The sequence below is a fragment of the Microcoleus sp. N9_A2 genome, from assembly GCF_036701775.1.
GTDB lineage: Bacteria > Cyanobacteriota > Cyanobacteriia > Cyanobacteriales > Microcoleaceae > Microcoleus.
The window spans coordinates 22612-39219 of sequence record NZ_JAUBRH010000032.1 but is presented as its reverse complement, the minus strand read 5'-3'; the positions used below and the strand labels follow the sequence as shown (position 1 = coordinate 39219).

General features: G+C 46.2%; 13 protein-coding genes and 1 tRNA gene. 9 read left to right on the top strand and 5 right to left on the bottom strand.

Translation table 11 applies throughout. The annotated features are described in order from the left end of the window. Positions 1-21: 21 nt before the first annotated feature. The 5 genes from QUA44_RS18480 (at position 22) to QUA44_RS18460 (ending at position 3832) form a co-directional block, all read left to right on the top strand. Positions 22-1551, top strand: a complete 1530-nt coding sequence (locus tag QUA44_RS18480) for a pentapeptide repeat-containing protein (RefSeq protein WP_333253071.1) — start codon at positions 22-24, stop codon at positions 1549-1551. A 22-nt stretch (positions 1552-1573) separates the two neighbouring features. Continuing rightward, positions 1574-3082 carry a helicase C-terminal domain-containing protein gene (locus QUA44_RS18475; protein WP_333253069.1) on the top strand — a complete coding sequence of 503 codons (1509 nt, stop codon included), beginning with the start codon at positions 1574-1576 and terminating at the stop codon, positions 3080-3082. 65 nt (positions 3083-3147) lie between these two features. Further along, on the top strand, positions 3148-3360 hold the full coding sequence (locus QUA44_RS18470) for a DUF2839 domain-containing protein (RefSeq protein ID WP_332970082.1): 213 nt from the start codon (positions 3148-3150) through the stop codon (positions 3358-3360). Between the two features lie 126 nt (positions 3361-3486). After that, positions 3487-3558: transfer RNA gene (locus tag QUA44_RS18465), tRNA-Val, on the top strand. 52 nt (positions 3559-3610) lie between these two features. Then, a complete protein-coding gene (locus QUA44_RS18460; RefSeq protein WP_333309837.1) occupies positions 3611-3832 on the top strand; it encodes a hypothetical protein in 222 nt (73 codons plus the stop codon). A gap of 37 nt (positions 3833-3869) precedes the next feature. Here QUA44_RS18460 and QUA44_RS18455 read toward each other — a convergent pair whose 3' ends face one another. Then, on the bottom strand, positions 3870-4076 hold the full coding sequence (locus QUA44_RS18455; RefSeq protein ID WP_236506884.1) for a type II toxin-antitoxin system HicB family antitoxin: 207 nt from the start codon (positions 4074-4076) through the stop codon (positions 3870-3872). Beyond that, a complete protein-coding gene (locus tag QUA44_RS18450) occupies positions 4076-4270 on the bottom strand; it encodes a type II toxin-antitoxin system HicA family toxin (protein ID WP_333253065.1) in 195 nt (64 codons plus the stop codon). Before QUA44_RS18450 ends, QUA44_RS18455 begins: the two co-directional genes overlap by 1 nt. Before the next feature lie 257 nt (positions 4271-4527). On the opposite strand from QUA44_RS18450, the gene QUA44_RS18445 reads away from it, so the two are divergent. Continuing rightward, positions 4528-5469, top strand: coding sequence for a DNA polymerase beta superfamily protein (locus tag QUA44_RS18445; protein ID WP_333253063.1), 942 nt, complete (start codon positions 4528-4530; stop codon positions 5467-5469). 31 nt (positions 5470-5500) lie between these two features. Next, entirely contained in the window at positions 5501-6262 is a 762-nt protein-coding gene (locus QUA44_RS18440) for a nucleotidyltransferase domain-containing protein (RefSeq protein WP_333253061.1), read from the top strand. Between the two features lie 180 nt (positions 6263-6442). Here QUA44_RS18440 and QUA44_RS18435 read toward each other — a convergent pair whose 3' ends face one another. Both QUA44_RS18435 and cobJ read right to left on the bottom strand, forming a co-directional pair. Next, the gene (locus tag QUA44_RS18435) at positions 6443-7231 is read right to left on the bottom strand and encodes a hypothetical protein (RefSeq protein ID WP_333253059.1); all 789 of its coding nucleotides are present in this window, start codon (positions 7229-7231) and stop codon (positions 6443-6445) included. A 557-nt stretch (positions 7232-7788) separates the two neighbouring features. Then, entirely contained in the window at positions 7789-9618 is a 1830-nt protein-coding gene (gene cobJ / locus QUA44_RS18430; RefSeq protein ID WP_333253057.1) for a precorrin-3B C(17)-methyltransferase, read from the bottom strand. A gap of 231 nt (positions 9619-9849) precedes the next feature. Between cobJ and QUA44_RS18425 the strand changes: the two genes are divergently transcribed. After that, positions 9850-13773: a cobaltochelatase subunit CobN gene (locus QUA44_RS18425; protein WP_333253054.1), complete on the top strand. Its 3924-nt coding sequence runs from the start codon at positions 9850-9852 to the stop codon at positions 13771-13773. A gap of 100 nt (positions 13774-13873) precedes the next feature. Here QUA44_RS18425 and QUA44_RS18420 read toward each other — a convergent pair whose 3' ends face one another. Beyond that, a complete protein-coding gene (locus QUA44_RS18420; RefSeq protein WP_333253053.1) occupies positions 13874-14488 on the bottom strand; it encodes a COP23 domain-containing protein in 615 nt (204 codons plus the stop codon). A 367-nt stretch (positions 14489-14855) separates the two neighbouring features. Here QUA44_RS18420 and QUA44_RS18415 point away from each other — a divergent pair, with 367 nt between their 5' ends. Further along, the gene (locus tag QUA44_RS18415) at positions 14856-16538 is read left to right on the top strand and encodes an NAD(P)-binding protein (protein ID WP_333253051.1); all 1683 of its coding nucleotides are present in this window, start codon (positions 14856-14858) and stop codon (positions 16536-16538) included. Positions 16539-16608 lie beyond the last annotated feature (70 nt).

Genomic DNA, 16608 nt, shown 5'->3' with positions numbered 1-16608 from the left:
CCCTTTCATTCAGGTAAACAAATGGAAGCTGAAGAACTTCTCAAACGATTTGCAATCGTCAAAAGATACACTGAAGGCGACAGAGATTTCACAGGAATCAACCTGAATGAAGCTAATCTCAGCCGCATCAACCTCAGCCAATCAATTTTAAGGCGGGCTAGCTTATTTATCACCAACATCAGCGGCGCTAACTTGAGCGACGCTGACTTGACCGAAGCTAACCTGAATGTGGCTAGACTCAGCAGCACCAATCTCTCGCGGGCAATCTTAAACGGGGCTAATCTCAACGTAGCAAACTTAGTGAGAGCCGATTTAACTGCAGCTCAATTAATCGGAGCATCGCTGATTAGAGGCGAATTAGTCCGCTGCGAACTCAGCAAAACTAACTTCAGCGGCGCTAACCTGACTGAAGCAGATTTAAGAGAGGTAAAACTGACGGAAGCTAACCTGTGCGGTGCTAATCTTTCCGGTGCAAATCTCAGAGGTGCTTCGGCTGCTTCAGCTAATTTTCAAGAAGCTAACTTGCACGGTGCGGATTTGACAAAAGCAGAACTTAACGGCGTGAATTTAATCGATGCGGATCTGAGACAAGCTTGTTTGCAGCGGGTGAATCTCAGTGGTGCCAATTTGAGCGGAGCTAACCTCAAATGGGCCAATTTGAGCGGAGCTAACCTCAACGGCGCAGATCTGATCGATACTAAATTCAACGGAGCTAACCTCAACGGAGCGGATTTAAGAAATACTAATTTAGCAAATGCTAATTTGGTTCACGCAGATTTGACAGAAACTAATTTGATTAACGCAGATTGGGTGGGGGCAGATTTGACGGGGGCAATTTTAACTGGGGCCAAACTCTATTTGGTTCCCAGGTTTGGCATCATCGCCGATAATATTAGTTGCGAGTGGGTTGACATCAGCTCTGCTGGCGATCTCACTCAGATTCAACAATTTAATTCGCCGTCAGAATCGAGAAAATTCTTAAATCACACGCCGGGGTTAGTGCGAATTGTGGTTGATGCAGTTTTAGATTACTCAGCAAACATCACTTTAGCAACAGCGTATAGCGAAATAGCTCGGCATTACCGGGCAATGAATTTTCCTCCTAATATTGAAGTCGGCTACCGCCGCACAACTCTAACTTTTAGATTTGAGAGCGATGAGCATTTATTGCCAGCAGCTTTTTTAGCGATTCTTCCTTTTAAGGATGCTGTAGAAACTCAGATCAATATTATGGTTATTGGCAAAAATATCGAGAGTCAAAATTTGGATGAAAAACGAATATTGCAGTTGCGTAAAGCATTGAGTACAGCTACAAATAAATTAAATGAGTTGATAAATTTGGTTTATAATATATCACAGGTTAGTCAGCCAACAAAGTTTTTTGAGTCACCTACCCAAACTATTTTAATTAGTTCGGGACAGGAGAGTTTGATGGTGAATTCTCACGGGAATTTTGGCAAGGGAGGTGCAAATCATCAGCCGAGTAAATTCTGTTTGCCTCTCGGTCAAAAAGTAGTTGATTTTCTGGCAAGTTTTGATTATGTTGAGTGAGAAATGTCAATTTTAAAACCGATTGATTGAGGTAGAAGTCCACAACTCATTGCTCCGCTTCCTGCGATCGAACTCCGAGCCGCACTGGCCCCACCATTTAACGATGGCGCGGCTCGTGGCGCGGGCTTTGCGCTTGGGGCGCAGCGCTCTGATCCAAACGGGGCTTCCCGCTGGAGCTTACCGACAGCGGTATCGAGTCAGTTATTTGATGCCGATTTTGATGTGGCCGGAGCCTGTGATTTTAGTGGCGCCGACACGGGTGATCGAGCATTTGAGAGGAGTGGAAATTCCGCGTTTGCAAGAGTGGCTGCAAACTGATAAGTCGATCGAGATTTATTCGGATCATGCCACTGGACGAGGATTGACGCTAGTAGATCCGCAGTCTTGGCTGGCGGCTCGCTTGGCGGTGAATTCGCCACTTCACAGCAATATTCCGACAATTATTGACGGTGTGGATGACTTGGAAGTTTGGACGCGCCAGCAATTGACGGCGGGTTTGCAACCGGCTGATTGGAATGATTTAATGCAATCTCAGCCTTTGGAAGCCGATGCAATCCTCCAAGGGCGGGTAATGCTAACGCGGGCTTTGTTTCGGCATCCGGCGAAACCAGAGGAGTGCTATTTGCTGGAAACGGCAGAGCAAAAGATATTGGAGGGGCTGTTTGAAAGGATCGAGCCGAATTCGCTGATTCCGGCTGCTTGGAGCAATTTTTGGCAGCGGTGGGAAGCAAACGGAAAACTGCGGTGGGCGCAAATTCATCGGGAGGCTGGCTCATTTTCTCTGTTCTGCGCGCCGGTTCAGGTGGCTGAGGTTTTGAGCAAAATTTGGGATTGTCAGCCTGTGGTGTTGATTGGGGGGGCGGTGGATGTGGAACCGAAGGCTCCGATCTTCCGGCAAATGCTGGGACTGCCAGAATTGACGAGCGTTAAGTTTTCGCCCGATCGACAAAGCGAATTAATTCAACTGTACATTCCCAATTGGCTGCCGCTGCCAAATACGCCGGAATTTCAGGGAGTTTTAATGGAAGAAATTCGGACTTTGCTGTTGATGAGCGCGTCGGTGGCGGGTTTAACGGTGCTGATTGTTGGTGATGTACCGCTCAAGGCTCGGCTGGCGGCGATTTTGGCTTCTGAGTTCGGTTCTCGCGTGCAGGTAGAAAAGACTGATGTGGGCGAGAATGCGATTTTGGTGACGGGGTGGGAGTTTTGGCGGGAACATCAGGGGGAATTGAGGGCGCCTCATTTGCTGGTGATCGCAACTTTGCCGCTACCTTCTTTGGAGAATCCTTTGGTGACGGCGCGTGTGGCTTATTATAAGGAGCAGCGCAGGGATTGGTTTCGGTTGTATTTGCTGCCGGCGGCGCTGAATGAGTTGCAACGGGCGATCGCGCCGGTGCGAGAACGTCAAGGGGTTGTGGCGATTTTCGACAGCAGGGTGATTCACCGCAGTTACGGACAGCAGGTTTTAGCAGCTTTGAGTCCTTTTGCGAGGATTGATTATTTGGATACGACGTGGCTGACGCAGGCTTGAGATGACCTGTTGGCCTATAATTTGGTTAGGTATCGAGTTGAAATCTAATTTAGTAGACAAAGATTATGGGTGAAGCTAAGCGTCGCAAAGAGTCGATCGGCGACGAATTCGGTAAAGAAGAGCGCATCGTTTCGTGGCTGCCAATCACGAAAACCCAAAGCGAAGATTTTGTGAGGTGGACATCTCGCGGAAGCTGGATCGGGATTAGCCTGTTGGTGGGTTGGTGGATTGTGGTGCGGTTTGTCGGCCCTGCGGCGGGTTGGTGGGTGGTTGATTGATGCCAGACTCGACAAATGCCTGTATTCTTGGCATTGTGTCGAGTTTTAACTCGGAAACCAGCGGCTGAATTTTTAGGAAAATTTTAGTTGCACATTTGGAGTGAGTGTGATATGTTAACGATCTGCGGGCAATTAGCACAGTGGTAGCGCACTTCCTTCACACGGAAGGGGTCACTGGTTCAAATCCAGTATTGCCCATTCAAAATTTATGGCGACTCATTTAGGCGATCGCCGGGATAGAGGTAACTCTATGATACAAATAATTCTGAACTCAGAACAAGAACAGTTACTAGCAGAAAAAATTAACATGAGCGGGAAACTTAAGAATAGTTATCAGCCCGATCCGCACCGACAAGCTTTAGCTGAAGATTTTAACAACTCATGTGAAGGAACCCAGGCTTTACACGCCGATTCTCCTTTAACTGATGAAGAAATTGCCGAAGAAATTGCAGTTTATCGGAGAGGAGAATGAGAAACGGACGGGAAATAAAAAGGAATTGGTGTTTAGCTTAAGCTTCAACATATTCGCAAATAGAGACCGGTTCGGGAATAGGAAAAGCATCCTCTTGTAGTCCTTCAATATGAAATGCGATCGCCTCTTTAATTAAATTTCTCACCTCTTCTAAACTTTCAGCCACAGCTACACATCCCGGTAAATCGGGAACATACGCACCGTAGCTAGTTTCACCTTTTTCAATTACAACAGCATAACGCATTAATCTTCCTCCTCTAGTTGAGATTGTCGCAAAACACTTTTAAGCGTACCTATTGGCATATCAATGCCTAAATTACCTGACACAGTTACAGTTCCAGCCTTTTCTGGGTGTTTAAATTGACGGTGACTGCCCCTTGTTCTAGCTAAATACCAACCATCATCTTCTAACATTTTAATAACTTCTCTAACTTTCATTGTTCATCTATCTATAAAACTAATCAACTCCCGCACTTCTATCCCCATAATATGCTCTAACTTCAGCAACCTCTCCATTGTAACCTGCGCGACTGATAAAAACTTCATCCTGCTCAATCCGAAGACAATGTTTAACACGGCCAAAACAGCCTTAGCACGGGCTGCAAGCGGGACGCGATCGCCCAAAACCCCCTTTTGTTTATACTACACCTATGTTACACTAACATTGTAGCTCGTGCCCCGCAGGAGGTTCCCTCATGGCAAATGCCAATATTTCCCAAAATTTCAACTTAATCATCCCCGCAGGAACCCAAATTGTCACCAAAATTGAAGTCAAAAATCCTGCAACTAGCGAATCTTGGAAACCGGGATTAGTAGGTGTCATCGTTCAATCGCCTACGGACAATTCCCACGCATATTTAGTCAAATTCCCAGACGGAACAGAAGTTAGTCTGCGGCGGCACGAACTCAGCATCCGCAAGCAGTTTCAGAGCGAAGGATTGCAGTCAGGAGGAGATTTTCTTGCAGAATACAACCTGTATGATTCTGTAATTTACCGCTGCATTGTTGGTTCCAGAGCTTACGGTTTGGATAACGAGCAATCCGATACAGACAGGCGCGGGATTTACCTGCCGCCGGCAATCCTTCATTGGTCGCTTTACGGCATTCCAGAACAATTGGAAAACAAGGAAAATCAGGAATGCTATTGGGAGCTGCAAAAGTTTTTAGTTTTGGCACTAAAAGCTAATCCAAATGTGCTAGAATGTTTGTACACGCCTTTAGTAGAAACAGTTTCTCCTGTAGCACAAGAATTGCTCGAAATTCGGGAAATCTTTCTGTCTCAATTAATTTATCAAACTTACAATAGCTACGTTTTGTCTCAATTTAAAAAAATGGAGCAAGACTTGCGGAATACAGGAGAAGTGCGATCGAAGCACGCTATGCACTTAATTCGCTTGTTGCTGTCGGGAATTACGGTGCTGAAGGAGGGGTTTGTGCCGGTGCGGGTGCAGGATTTTCGATCGCAATTGCTATCAATCCGCAATCAAGAAATATCCTGGGATGAGGTGAATCGCTGGCGGTTGAGCTTGCACGCAGAGTTCGATCGCGCTTTTGCAGAAACTTCCTTACCAGAACGTCCTAATTACGAGAAAGCTAATCAGTTTTTGATTAAATCTCGTAAAAGTGCGATCGGCTAAAAGTGCGATCGGGCAAATAACATAGAAAATCATGGTAGAATACATCTCTAATCTAGCCCAAATTATCTCAGTTCGACCTTATCCGCTGCTGTTTGCGACTGTCAGCGGATCGCACTTATACGGTTTTCCTTCAGCAGATTCTGATTTCGACTTGCGGGGAGTACATATCTTGCCGCTACCGAAAGTAATTGGACTGATTTCGGGAGAAGAAACAATCGAAGTTTCGGAAGTTCGGGAGAAAATGGAACTCGATTTAGTCACTCACGATATTAAAAAGTTTCTTGAGTTGCTGTTGAAGCGCAACGGCTACGTGTTGGAACAACTGTATTCGCCACTCATAGTTTACACTACCAAGGAACACGAAGAGTTAAAAGAACTCGCCTCGAACTGCATTACCAAGCACCACAGCCACCACTATCTCGGTTTTGCTCAGACTCAATGGAGATTGTTTGAGAAACAAAGCCCGCGTCGGGTGAAACCGCTGCTGTACGTTTACCGGGTGTTGCTGGCGGGGATTCATTTGATGCAAACGGGGGAAGTTGAGGCGAATTTGGTTAAACTTAACGACAAGTTCCAGTTGTCGTATATTCCCGATCTGATCGATCGCAAGCTGGCTGGTGCGGAAAAATCTGTGCTCCAAGATACAGATATTGAATTTTATCAGCAGGAGCGCGATCGGCTAATCAATGTATTAGAAGAGGCAAGTTTGACAAGCCATTTACCATCAAATCCTAATGCAAAGGTTGCTCTTAGCGATTTTCTGGTCAAGGTGAGAATGTCATCTGTGAACTAAGCTGTTCCACATCTAATTAGTCTTTTGGTGCAGCAAGTAGCCTATATATTAGTCGTTGTGTGCGCCAAATAGCGCAGAACCTCCAGCCCAGGAGGCATCAGTAGCAAATAAACCGGGTTTTTTATCGCGATTAAAGGCTTGAATGCAGTATTTTGTCGCTCAAACTCGGTTTCAACTGATTTACCTTGATACCCTTGTGTTTGCTGGTTCGCTAATGGCAGCTAGGCCAATATTTCGACCGTCGGTAAATTGTGGGTTTTTTTCTGGTATGTAAATATTCCAACTTACCCCGCCTAAATATGTCTTGATATATGAAATCAAGCCGTGAATAAATACGACGATGCCCACCATTTCTAATGACTCTTCAAGGGTCACTATTATCTGGTAAACTATATTATCCTCTCCCACTGTAGAAGCTTGGTATCCCCCTACCAGTTCCATCCCCAATGCTCCTCCAATATAAAGAGCGCAGGCTGCAACAAACAATTTTTTTGTAGGAGCAGGAAGGTGCAACAGAAACTTACTGTAGGATATGAGAAATATCGCTACTAGAAAACCGAACGGCACAATCCAAGTAAAGTAAAGAAATCCTGTGGTGGCATTTAGGAGACTTCGCATTGGATTTATCAAGTTTTCGTGCAATTGACCAGCTTCGTCTATAGATATATATAAAAATATGAATGATAAAATTTTCCAGTGATTCTTGTACGGAGAACTATCCAAATTTTTCGCATAAGCGATCGTACCCAGCAAGAGAGAACTAAATAGCAATGCCAAAACTGAGTATGCCGTTGGAATGTTCCGCTCGGAATCAACGCTGAATACTTTTACTAAGTAGTTGTCAGACGGGCTACCAGGCAAGAAGTACACAGTCATCTCACTTAAGAAAGAAAGTACAGCTAGACAGGTCACCACTCGAAGCAAAAATTGGGTTACAGCCCCAGGAGCTAAAGGAATTTGGAATTTCATGTTCTCTTAACCGTTTGTTTAATTTTTGATTAAGCATATGTTATCCCAAAAAATCTTTTCTGGGTATATCTACGGGCATAGATGAGTCATCGCGGTGAAAAATTTATTTTTTTTATTGTAAAATTATCCTGGGATTAAGAAATGTAGCAGAGATCGATCGCCCGCAATTTTATTTTTGCAAATTAATAGAAATTTATTTATTGAGATGTAAATGAGATCTCTCCAAAAATGAAGCTGAAATCCTTACAGCGGTTGAGTAGAGCTCTAAATTTGATCGATCTCTGACAGAGAAACTCGGCTTCAGACAGCCGATTGCCCTAAGTACGGAGGATTTCTGCCATCAAAGGCGATCGCCAATCTCAGTGAAAACTCTGAGATGAAACAAGAGGCAGAATTAACCGGACATTCAAACTCCTAGACGCATTAAGACCAAAGAAACCGGGTTTTTGACCTAATCTTTCTGTCAAAACCCATAATTTTCGTCCATCAAACCCGGTTTCCGAGCACCCATGCCTCCAGGACTAATTAACTAAGTTCGCAGTCACAAAAGCCAGTCTTTAAAGATCGGGATGAAGTCCTGACTGCGAACTTAAATCGTACCTGCGCGGCGTGTACACCCAAACATCTCCTCCATATTTGCGGGGAATAATCCGAGTCTGACTCGAACCAACAATTACTAAAGTTCTCATATCCGCATCTTCCGGCTGGAATTCGCCGAGGGTGCAAACGCGCACGGATTGGCCTGGCCTGCCGAGGTTTCGCCCTAGTACGACGGGGGTTTTAGGATCGCGAGTTTGCAACAAAATCTCGATCGCCCTTGCAAGTTGCCAAATCCGCTGTTTCGAGATCGGATTGTAAAATGCGATCGCGAAATCTGCGATCGCAGCGGCCGAAATCCGCTGTTCAATGACCTCCCAAGGCTTGAGAATATCCGAAAGCGAAATCACGCAAAAATCGTGTCCGAGGGGTGCTCCGATCGCCGCAGCGGCCGCCTGCATCGCTGAAATGCCCGGTGCTACCCGAATATCGATGCCTTGCCATTCGGGTTTGGCATCAAAGTCGAGCGCCTCAAACACCGCCGCAGCCATCGCAAAAATACCCGGATCTCCCGACGAAACGACGGCGACAGATTTTCCTGATGCTGCTAAATCTAGGGCAAAACGGGCGCGATCGATCTCTTCGCGGTTGTCGGAATCGTGCCTGTTTTGTCCTTCCCGCAGGGTTCCGGCTAAGTCGAGATAGAACTTGTAACCCACCCAATCCGTGGCTTCCCGCAGGATTTGTTTGACTTCCGGCGACATCCAGGGCGCGCCTCCGGGCCCGGTACCGACGATCGCGAGTTGGCCGCGGCTAACTCCGATCGCGCTTGCATCAATCGGTTCTGCAGCCAGGGCGATCGCGCAATTCAGGGCTAAAGTGCGATCGCATTCGATTAACTGACTGTTTGCGCCGGCTGCTGTCAGCGCAATTTGTGCCGCCTGATTTTCGATGAATTCCATAGAGTTTAATTCGACAAGTTCCGATCGATTGAAAAAACGGACGGGAACTTTAAAATATGCTGAAACTGCTTCTAATGCCGGATTTCCCATCTCATCTTTTAAGGCAAAAAATCCAGCAATTGCAGCGGCCGCTAAATTTGTTTTTGCCAGTAATTCCCGCACGCAAGACAGGGCTATTTCTGGCTGCATATTCGATAGATTCGCAAGTCCAACTGCCAGCTTTTTCGGATGGTAAACTAAACAATCTGCTGTTGGTAAAACTGCTTTTTCGGTGACGCGGATAGTCAATTTTGCATCAATGGCGATCCTCTCCGTTGGCGTAGCCCCCGTAGGGGCGGGCTGCGCTAACGGCAAATTGCTCTCGGAAAGCCAGCTTGCAGCACCTTCTAGGCGTACTTTCGCCCCGGCGAGCAAATTTGAAATAAAAGTTTTCGCATCGTCTGGATTCGCCAAATAATAGCCTTGGGGAGGACTTAGCAAGGCGGTGCGAAACCGAATATCTCCGGTTGTTGTAATTGCAGGCTGCACGCCGAGGGCTGCTGCAATCTCTCTGGCCAAGTCATTAACGCCGTGCAAACCGCCCAGCAGCGGTACTACGGCGCTTCCGTCTTCTGCGACTGCTAAAACTGGCGGTTCGGCGCGTTTGTCTGACAGCAGCGGGGCGAGGGTGCGGATGATGATTCCGGCGGCGCAGATGGCGATGATTGGGGTTTCTGTTGCGAACAATTCCCGCAATGTTTCGCCGAAGTTGCTAAAGTTGATGTTTGTGTTGGATGTGCGATCGGTTAAACCGTAAATCTGGGAACCTGGGAAATGTGCGGAGATTTTTTTGGCGATCGGCTGGCTGTTTTGACCTAAGATAACTATTGCGGGAGGAACTCGATTCACGGTTTTATATATGGCTGTGTTTGGATGGGTTTTATTTTATCTCTCGTTGTTTCACGAATGCGTATTTGACGAACCGCGAAGGCGCGAAGGGCGCGAAGGAAGAGAAAGAAAATAAGGAAGAGAAAGGAGAAGTTTATCTTTTTTATTCTCTGTCAGTGGCACAGGCATCTTGCCTGTGAATCTCTGCGATTAGTTTATCATTAAAATAAGCAAATATTCCGAGGTTTGGTTGTGAAACGGATTGTTTTAATTGCAGGGTTTGAATCTTTTAATGCTGATTTGTACCGGAAAGCGGCTGAATTGGCTGTTTCCGGGTGTCAGGGATTGGAAGTGCGCGTTTTTAGCGATCGCGCCCTTGCAGATGAGTCCGACGCTGTAGCAGCTGCCCTCTCGAATGCTGACGTATTTTTCGGGAGTTTGTTGTTTGATTACGATGCAGTAATGTGGCTGCGAGAAAGGGTGCAACACATTCCCATTCGCCTAATTTTTGAGTCGGCTTTGGAATTGATGAGTCTTACTAAAATTGGCGCTTTTAAAATTGGCGACAAGCCGAAGGGAATGCCGAAACCGGTTAAGTTTATTCTGGATAAGTTCAGCAATGGGCGAGAAGAAGATAAGCTAGCTGGTTACATCAGCTTTTTGAAGGTGGGGCCGAAGTTATTAAAGTATGTACCGGTGCAAAAAGTGCAGGATTTACGCAACTGGCTGATTATTTACGGTTACTGGAATGCCGGCGGTGCGGATAATGTTGTCTCGATGTTTTGGATTATTGCCGAAAAGTATTTGGGGCTGAAGGTTGCAGAAATTCCGCCGCCTGTAGAAACTCCCAATATGGGTTTATTGCATCCTGATTATAATGGTTATTTTGAATCGCCTCGGCAATATTTGGATTGGTATCTCGGTAATCAAAGTGCTAGGGATGGTCAAGATGCCCGTTCCACAAAAGAGGCTAGACATCTTGATAGAAATGGTTCTAACGGGCAAGATGCCCGTTCCACGAAATTGGGAACCAATTTGTCTCAAAATTTAGATCGGGTTTCTAACTGGCAAGATGCCCGTTCCACAAAATTGGGAACCAATTGGTTCCCTAATTCCAATCAAATAAAATCTCCAGTTGTGGGCATCTTGCTTTACCGCAAGCACGTTATCACCAAGCAGCCTTATATTCCTCAATTAATTCGCTATTTTGAAGCTGCAGGAATTATACCTTTGCCGATTTTTATTAATGGCGTTGAAGGCCATGTGGCCGTGCGGGATTGGATGACGACTGCTGATGAAACTGCGCGGCGAAAACAAGGCAATATTGAAACTCTTTCGCTTTCTAAAGATGCTGTGGAAGTTGATGCAATTGTTTCTACTATTGGCTTTCCTTTGGTTGGCGGGCCTGCTGGTTCGATGGAGGGTGGAAGGCAGGTGGAAGTTGCTAAGCGCATTTTAACTGCTAAAAATGTACCTTATTTTGTGTCCGCACCTCTGCTGATTCAGGATATCCATTCTTGGACTCGTCAGGGGATTGGGGGTTTGCAAAGTGTGGTATTGTATGCTTTGCCTGAGTTGGATGGCGCGATCGATCCTGTTCCCCTGGGCGGTTTGGTGGGTGAGGATATTTATCTGGTGCCCGATCGCGCCAAACGCCTGACAAGTAGAATTAACAATTGGGTGAAACTGCGGCAAACTCCGCCATCTGAAAGGAAAATTGCGATTATTCTCTACGGGTTTCCTCCCGGTTACGGGGGGGCGGGTACGGCTGCTTTATTAAATGTACCGAAATCGCTGCTAAATTTCCTGCACAAACTTCAAGCAGCAGGTTATACAGTTGGAGAAATTCCGGCTGACGGTGAGGAGTTAATTCGCAGGGTGAAAGAGGCGGATGAAGCTACTTGTGACGGGCAAGATGCCCGTACCACAAAAGAGACTGTTAATGTGAAAACTTTAGAAAAATGGCTGGGCTATCTGTTAACAAGTCGTATCGAAAAACAGTGGCATTCTCTAACTGGTACTGGAATTAAAACAAACGGCGACGAGTTCCAAATTGGTGGCATTCAACTGGGTAATATTTGGATAGGCTTGCAGCCGCCGCTGGGAATTTCGGGCGATCCGATGCGCTTAATGTTCGATCGCGATTTGACGCCTCACCCTCAATACGCTGCTTTTTACAAGTGGCTGCAAAATGATTTGCAAGCTGATGCTGTGGTTCACTTCGGAATGCACGGCACTGTTGAATGGTTGCCCGGTTCTCCTCTGGGAAATACTGGCTATTCTTGGTCGGATATTCTGTTGGGAAGTTTGCCTAATCTTTATATCTATGCCGCCAACAATCCCTCGGAATCGATGCTGGCAAAACGGCGCGGTTACGGTGTTTTAATTTCTCACAATGTGCCGCCTTACGGTCGCGCTGGTTTGTACAAGGAATTGATGGCTTTGCGAGATTTGATTGCGGAATATCGGGAAGATACAGCAAAGAATTATGTGCTAAAAGAGGCTATTTGTAAGAAAATTTTAGATAGCGGTTTGGAGGCTGATTGTCCGTTTGAGGATGCTCGCAAGTTGGGGATTCCTTTTAGTTTCGAGAATGTGGGAATGTTCAGTGCTGATGCTTTTAACCGCTATTTGGTGAAGCTTTACGAGTATTTGCAGGTGGTGGAATGTCGCTTGTTTTCTTCTGGTTTGCACGTCCTTGGAGAAGCGCCTAATTCTGAGGAAATGACCTCTTATATTGAGGCTTATTTTGGGGATAGATTATCACAGGAACAGGTGCAAATACTGGTTTTTGAAGAAAATGAACCGCAGAGGCGCAGAGGGCGCAGAGAGGAAGAGAAAGAGGGGTTTGATGGGGTTTTTGAGGAGGGTTTGTTGGTGCGGGATTTGTTGTTGCAAACGACGGATGAGTTGACTAATCTTTTGCGGGGTTTGAATGGGGAATATATTCTGCCTGCACCTGGTGGGGATTTGTTGCGGGATGGGGCTGGGGTGTTGCCCACTGGCAGGAATATTCATGCTTTAGACCCTTATCGGATGCCTTCTCCGGCTGCTTTTGAAAGGGGGCGCGAAATTGCTCAAAAAATTATTGATAAGCACCTTGAGGAACAGGGTAAATATCCTGAGACTGTGGCGGTGATGTTGTGGGGTTTGGATGCTATTAAGACTCGCGGTGAATCTATTGGAATTCTGCTAGAATTAGTGGGGGCTGAGCCTCTAAAAGAAGGTACTGGCCGCATTGTTCGCTATGAATTAAAACCGTTAGCTGATGTCGGCCATCCCCGGATTGATGTGTTGGGAAATCTTTCGGGGATTTTCCGTGATAGCTTTGTGAATATTATTGAATTGTTGGATGATTTGTTCGTGCGGGCGGCGGATGCTGATGAACCGGAATCGGAGAATTTTATTCGCAAACACGCTTTAATTTTGCAGGCAAAAGGTGTGCAGAATTATTCGGCAAGGTTGTTTTCAAATCCGGCTGGGGATTTTGGTTCTTTGGTTAACGATAGGGTTGTTGATGGTAGTTGGGAATCGGGGGATGAGTTGGGGAAAACTTGGGAAAGTCGCAATGTTTTTAGTTACGGGAGGAAGGATAAGGGGGAAGCGAGGCCGGAGGTTTTGACTCAGTTGTTGCAAGGGTGCGATCGCATTATTCAAGAAATTGATTCTGTTGAATATGGTTTGACTGATATTCAAGAGTATTATGCGAATACTGGCGGTTTGAAGAAAGCCGCCGAAAAGCAGTGCGGCAAAAAGGTTAACACGAGTTTTGTAGAAAGTTTTTCTCAGGATACGACTCCGCGCAATTTAGAAGATTTGCTGCGCTTGGAATATCGAACTAAGCTATTAAATCCTAAGTGGGCTAACGCGATGGTCAATCAAGGTTCTGGCGGCGCTTATGAAATTTCGCAGCGGATGACGGCGTTAATTGGTTGGGGCGGAACGGTTGATTTTACTGATAGTTGGGTTTACGATCAGGCGGCGGATACTTATGCTTTAGATCGGGAAATGGCGCAGAAGTTGCGGGAGGCAAATCCTGAAGCTTTTCGCAATATTGTAGGGCGAATGTTGGAGGCTAACGGGCGGGGTTTTTGGCAGCCGGAGGCGGATAAGTTGCAGCAGTTGCGCGAGTTGTATGAGTTAACAGATGAGAAAATTGAAGGGGTGACAGTGTAGTTTTTTTTTAGTCTAAATATTTAGGGGCGGGCTAGAAGCCCAACCCCTACTCCCCACAATAGTTTCAAAAATTTTTAGGTGCAAGTTAGGGGCGCGGCTATTAAATACCCCGATCGCCCTGCGGTTTTGCCACAGGAACTGACGGTTTTTTATTGGGAGAATTAAAAGCTCGATCGACCATATCTCCAAAGGGAACAAACTGCGGTGCAGATGATTGACCTCCGGTTCTGAACGTTGTCACGGGTCCGCTGCCGTCTTGGGCAAAATTAATCAATCTCGTTAAAGCATCACCGGGATTTTTAGCATTGCGCTTGTCTAGGGTGAACAGCAGATTTTGAGAGTTGCAGCGCCCCCGTCCGTTTACGTAACAAACTACTGGCAAGTTATTAAGAATTCCTGTTGTTAACTGCAAGTTGCTCAATCTTCCGCCATTCTGGGCAACAGCTTTGGTCAATCGATTGGAAACAATTTGACAGCGCTGCCAAGGTGTATATTCGCGGCCGAACTCGGTAGATTTCCAAAGAATCATCGGATCTGTGGTGACATTTCCCCGCCGCGCAATTGTCACAATATTGCGACCGGAAGTAACGCACTGAAATGTTGTTTTAGTGCTATTCCCAGAGTTGCTGGCTGGAGCTGCTTGCACTTGGCTTGCAAAGGCGACAGTACCGGCGAACACTAAAGCGGATGCTAATAAGGGTGCAGTCAATTTCATAATAACTCCTGCCGCTAAGGCAGCTAATGTAGGAAGTCATAGTTGTAGGGACAGAGCAGTGTCCTGTTCCTGCCTATTCAGATTCTGCTCGTTGGGTGTCACACCCGGATATTTTTCAAATATTAAATTAGGTTAGTTGCACCTCATATCTTTAGGTACAGGCCACTGCGGTGTCCTTGTTTTAAAACTTGGGAACGCGGCTGTAGAGACACGGCTCTGCGGTGTCCTTGTTTCAATACTTCGATACCACTGCGGCACAAACATCCGAGATAGTGTTTTTAGCTACATTCTGCAAAGCCTGGGCAGTCAACAATGGTAAGTAAAATTACAAAGGACAGCTCCGAAATTGGCTGGCAAATAACTTTTTATGAAACCTCGAATCATTGTTTGCGGGTTGGGCCACACGGGACACAAGATTTTTTGTTTGTTGAGACAGCAAGGAGCGATTGTGGTTGGTATTAGCGATCGCCCTATTCGCAGCGAAACTTCTGATGTGGTTGTCGGCAATTTGCAAGCAGCTTCTACCTTGTTGGCGGCTGGTATTCAAAAAGCCCACACTTTAGTAATTGCAGCAGACGATGATGCTGTGAATTTGGCAATTTTGATGCAGGCGAGGATTCTCAATCCTCAGATTCGCATCATCAACAGATTGTTCAATACTAGCTTGGGCGACAGAATAGACCACACTTTGCCCGATCACGCTTCCATGAGCGTTTCATCATTGGCGGCTCCGGTTTTTGCTTTTGCGGCTCTCGGAAGTCAGGCGATCGGACAGTTGCGTTTGTTCGATCGCACTTGGCCGATTCACGAAGAATATATCGATGAAAATCATCCTTGGCTCGATCGAAATCTCAGCGATTTGTGGGACGATCGCTCGCGAATGTTGATTTATTATCTCCCGGCTGCTAACAAAACTGATTTAGTATCGGCGGTGCTTGCGGGCCGGCAGTGTCAGCAGGGCGATCGGCTAATTGTTGCCTCGGAGCCGACTCTCCGCAGCCCCCAAAAAACTTTGATTCAAAAACTGCTTAAAACCTTAACTAGCCTGCGCCGATTTCAGCAGCACAGCCAAGCAGTAATTGTGGTACTGACTCTGCTGGCAATGATTGGAATAGCTACTTCTATCTATATTTGTGTTGATGAAAATATCTCGATTGTCGATTCTCTCTATTTTTCGGTAGGGATGATTACTGGCGCCGGAGGCTATGAAAAAGTTGCCGAACAAGCTCCAGAAAATATTAAATTATTTACGGTGATGATGATGTTAGTTGGAGCGGGCATCATCGGCATCTGCTACGCCCTGCTCAACGATTATGTATTGGGAACTCGCTTTACCGAATATTGGGATATAGCGCGAGTTCCGCAGCGCAATCATTACATTATCTGCGGACTCGGAGGACTCGGCATCCAAATTGCTAAAGAACTGCACACTAACGGTTACGATATTGTGGCGATTGAGCAAGATCCAAACTGCCGGTTTCTGAATACGGCTCGCTCAATGAAAATTCCGGTCATTCAGGGAAGTGCCAGTTTACCTGCAACCTTGGAAGCTGCTAATGTTAAGCAAGCGGCAGCACTTTTGGCGGTAACAAGCAGCGATATGTCTAATGTCGAAATTGCCTTGAGCGCTAAAGGCTTGGCGCCCAAACTATCAGTTATTGTTCGCAATCAAGACCCACATTTTGCTTTGATGGTGCAGCAAGTTTTTGAGTTTGAAGGAGTTTTTAACCCGACGGAATTGGCGGCTCCTGCTTTCGCGGCGGCGGCGATTGGAGGCAGAATTTTGGGCAACGGAATGACTGCTGATAGTCTCTGGGTTTGCTTAGCCACATTGATTACGCCAAAACATCCTTTCTGTGGCCACCGTATTCAAGATGCTGCTAAGTCGGCGGACTTTGTGCCTCTTTATGTGGAAACTAAGTGTCAAACTCTCCACGGCTGGGATTTACTGAATTGTTGTTTGAGTACGGGGGATGTTTTGTATTTGACGATGCCGGCGAATCGGTTGGAGCAACTGTGGAGAACGACCTCGGAATTAATTAAAACTTAATGGTTTGACGCGGAAATTTATGTTGCATATCGCTCAATTGCAACTACAAACCTGATAAAATTGAGCCAGT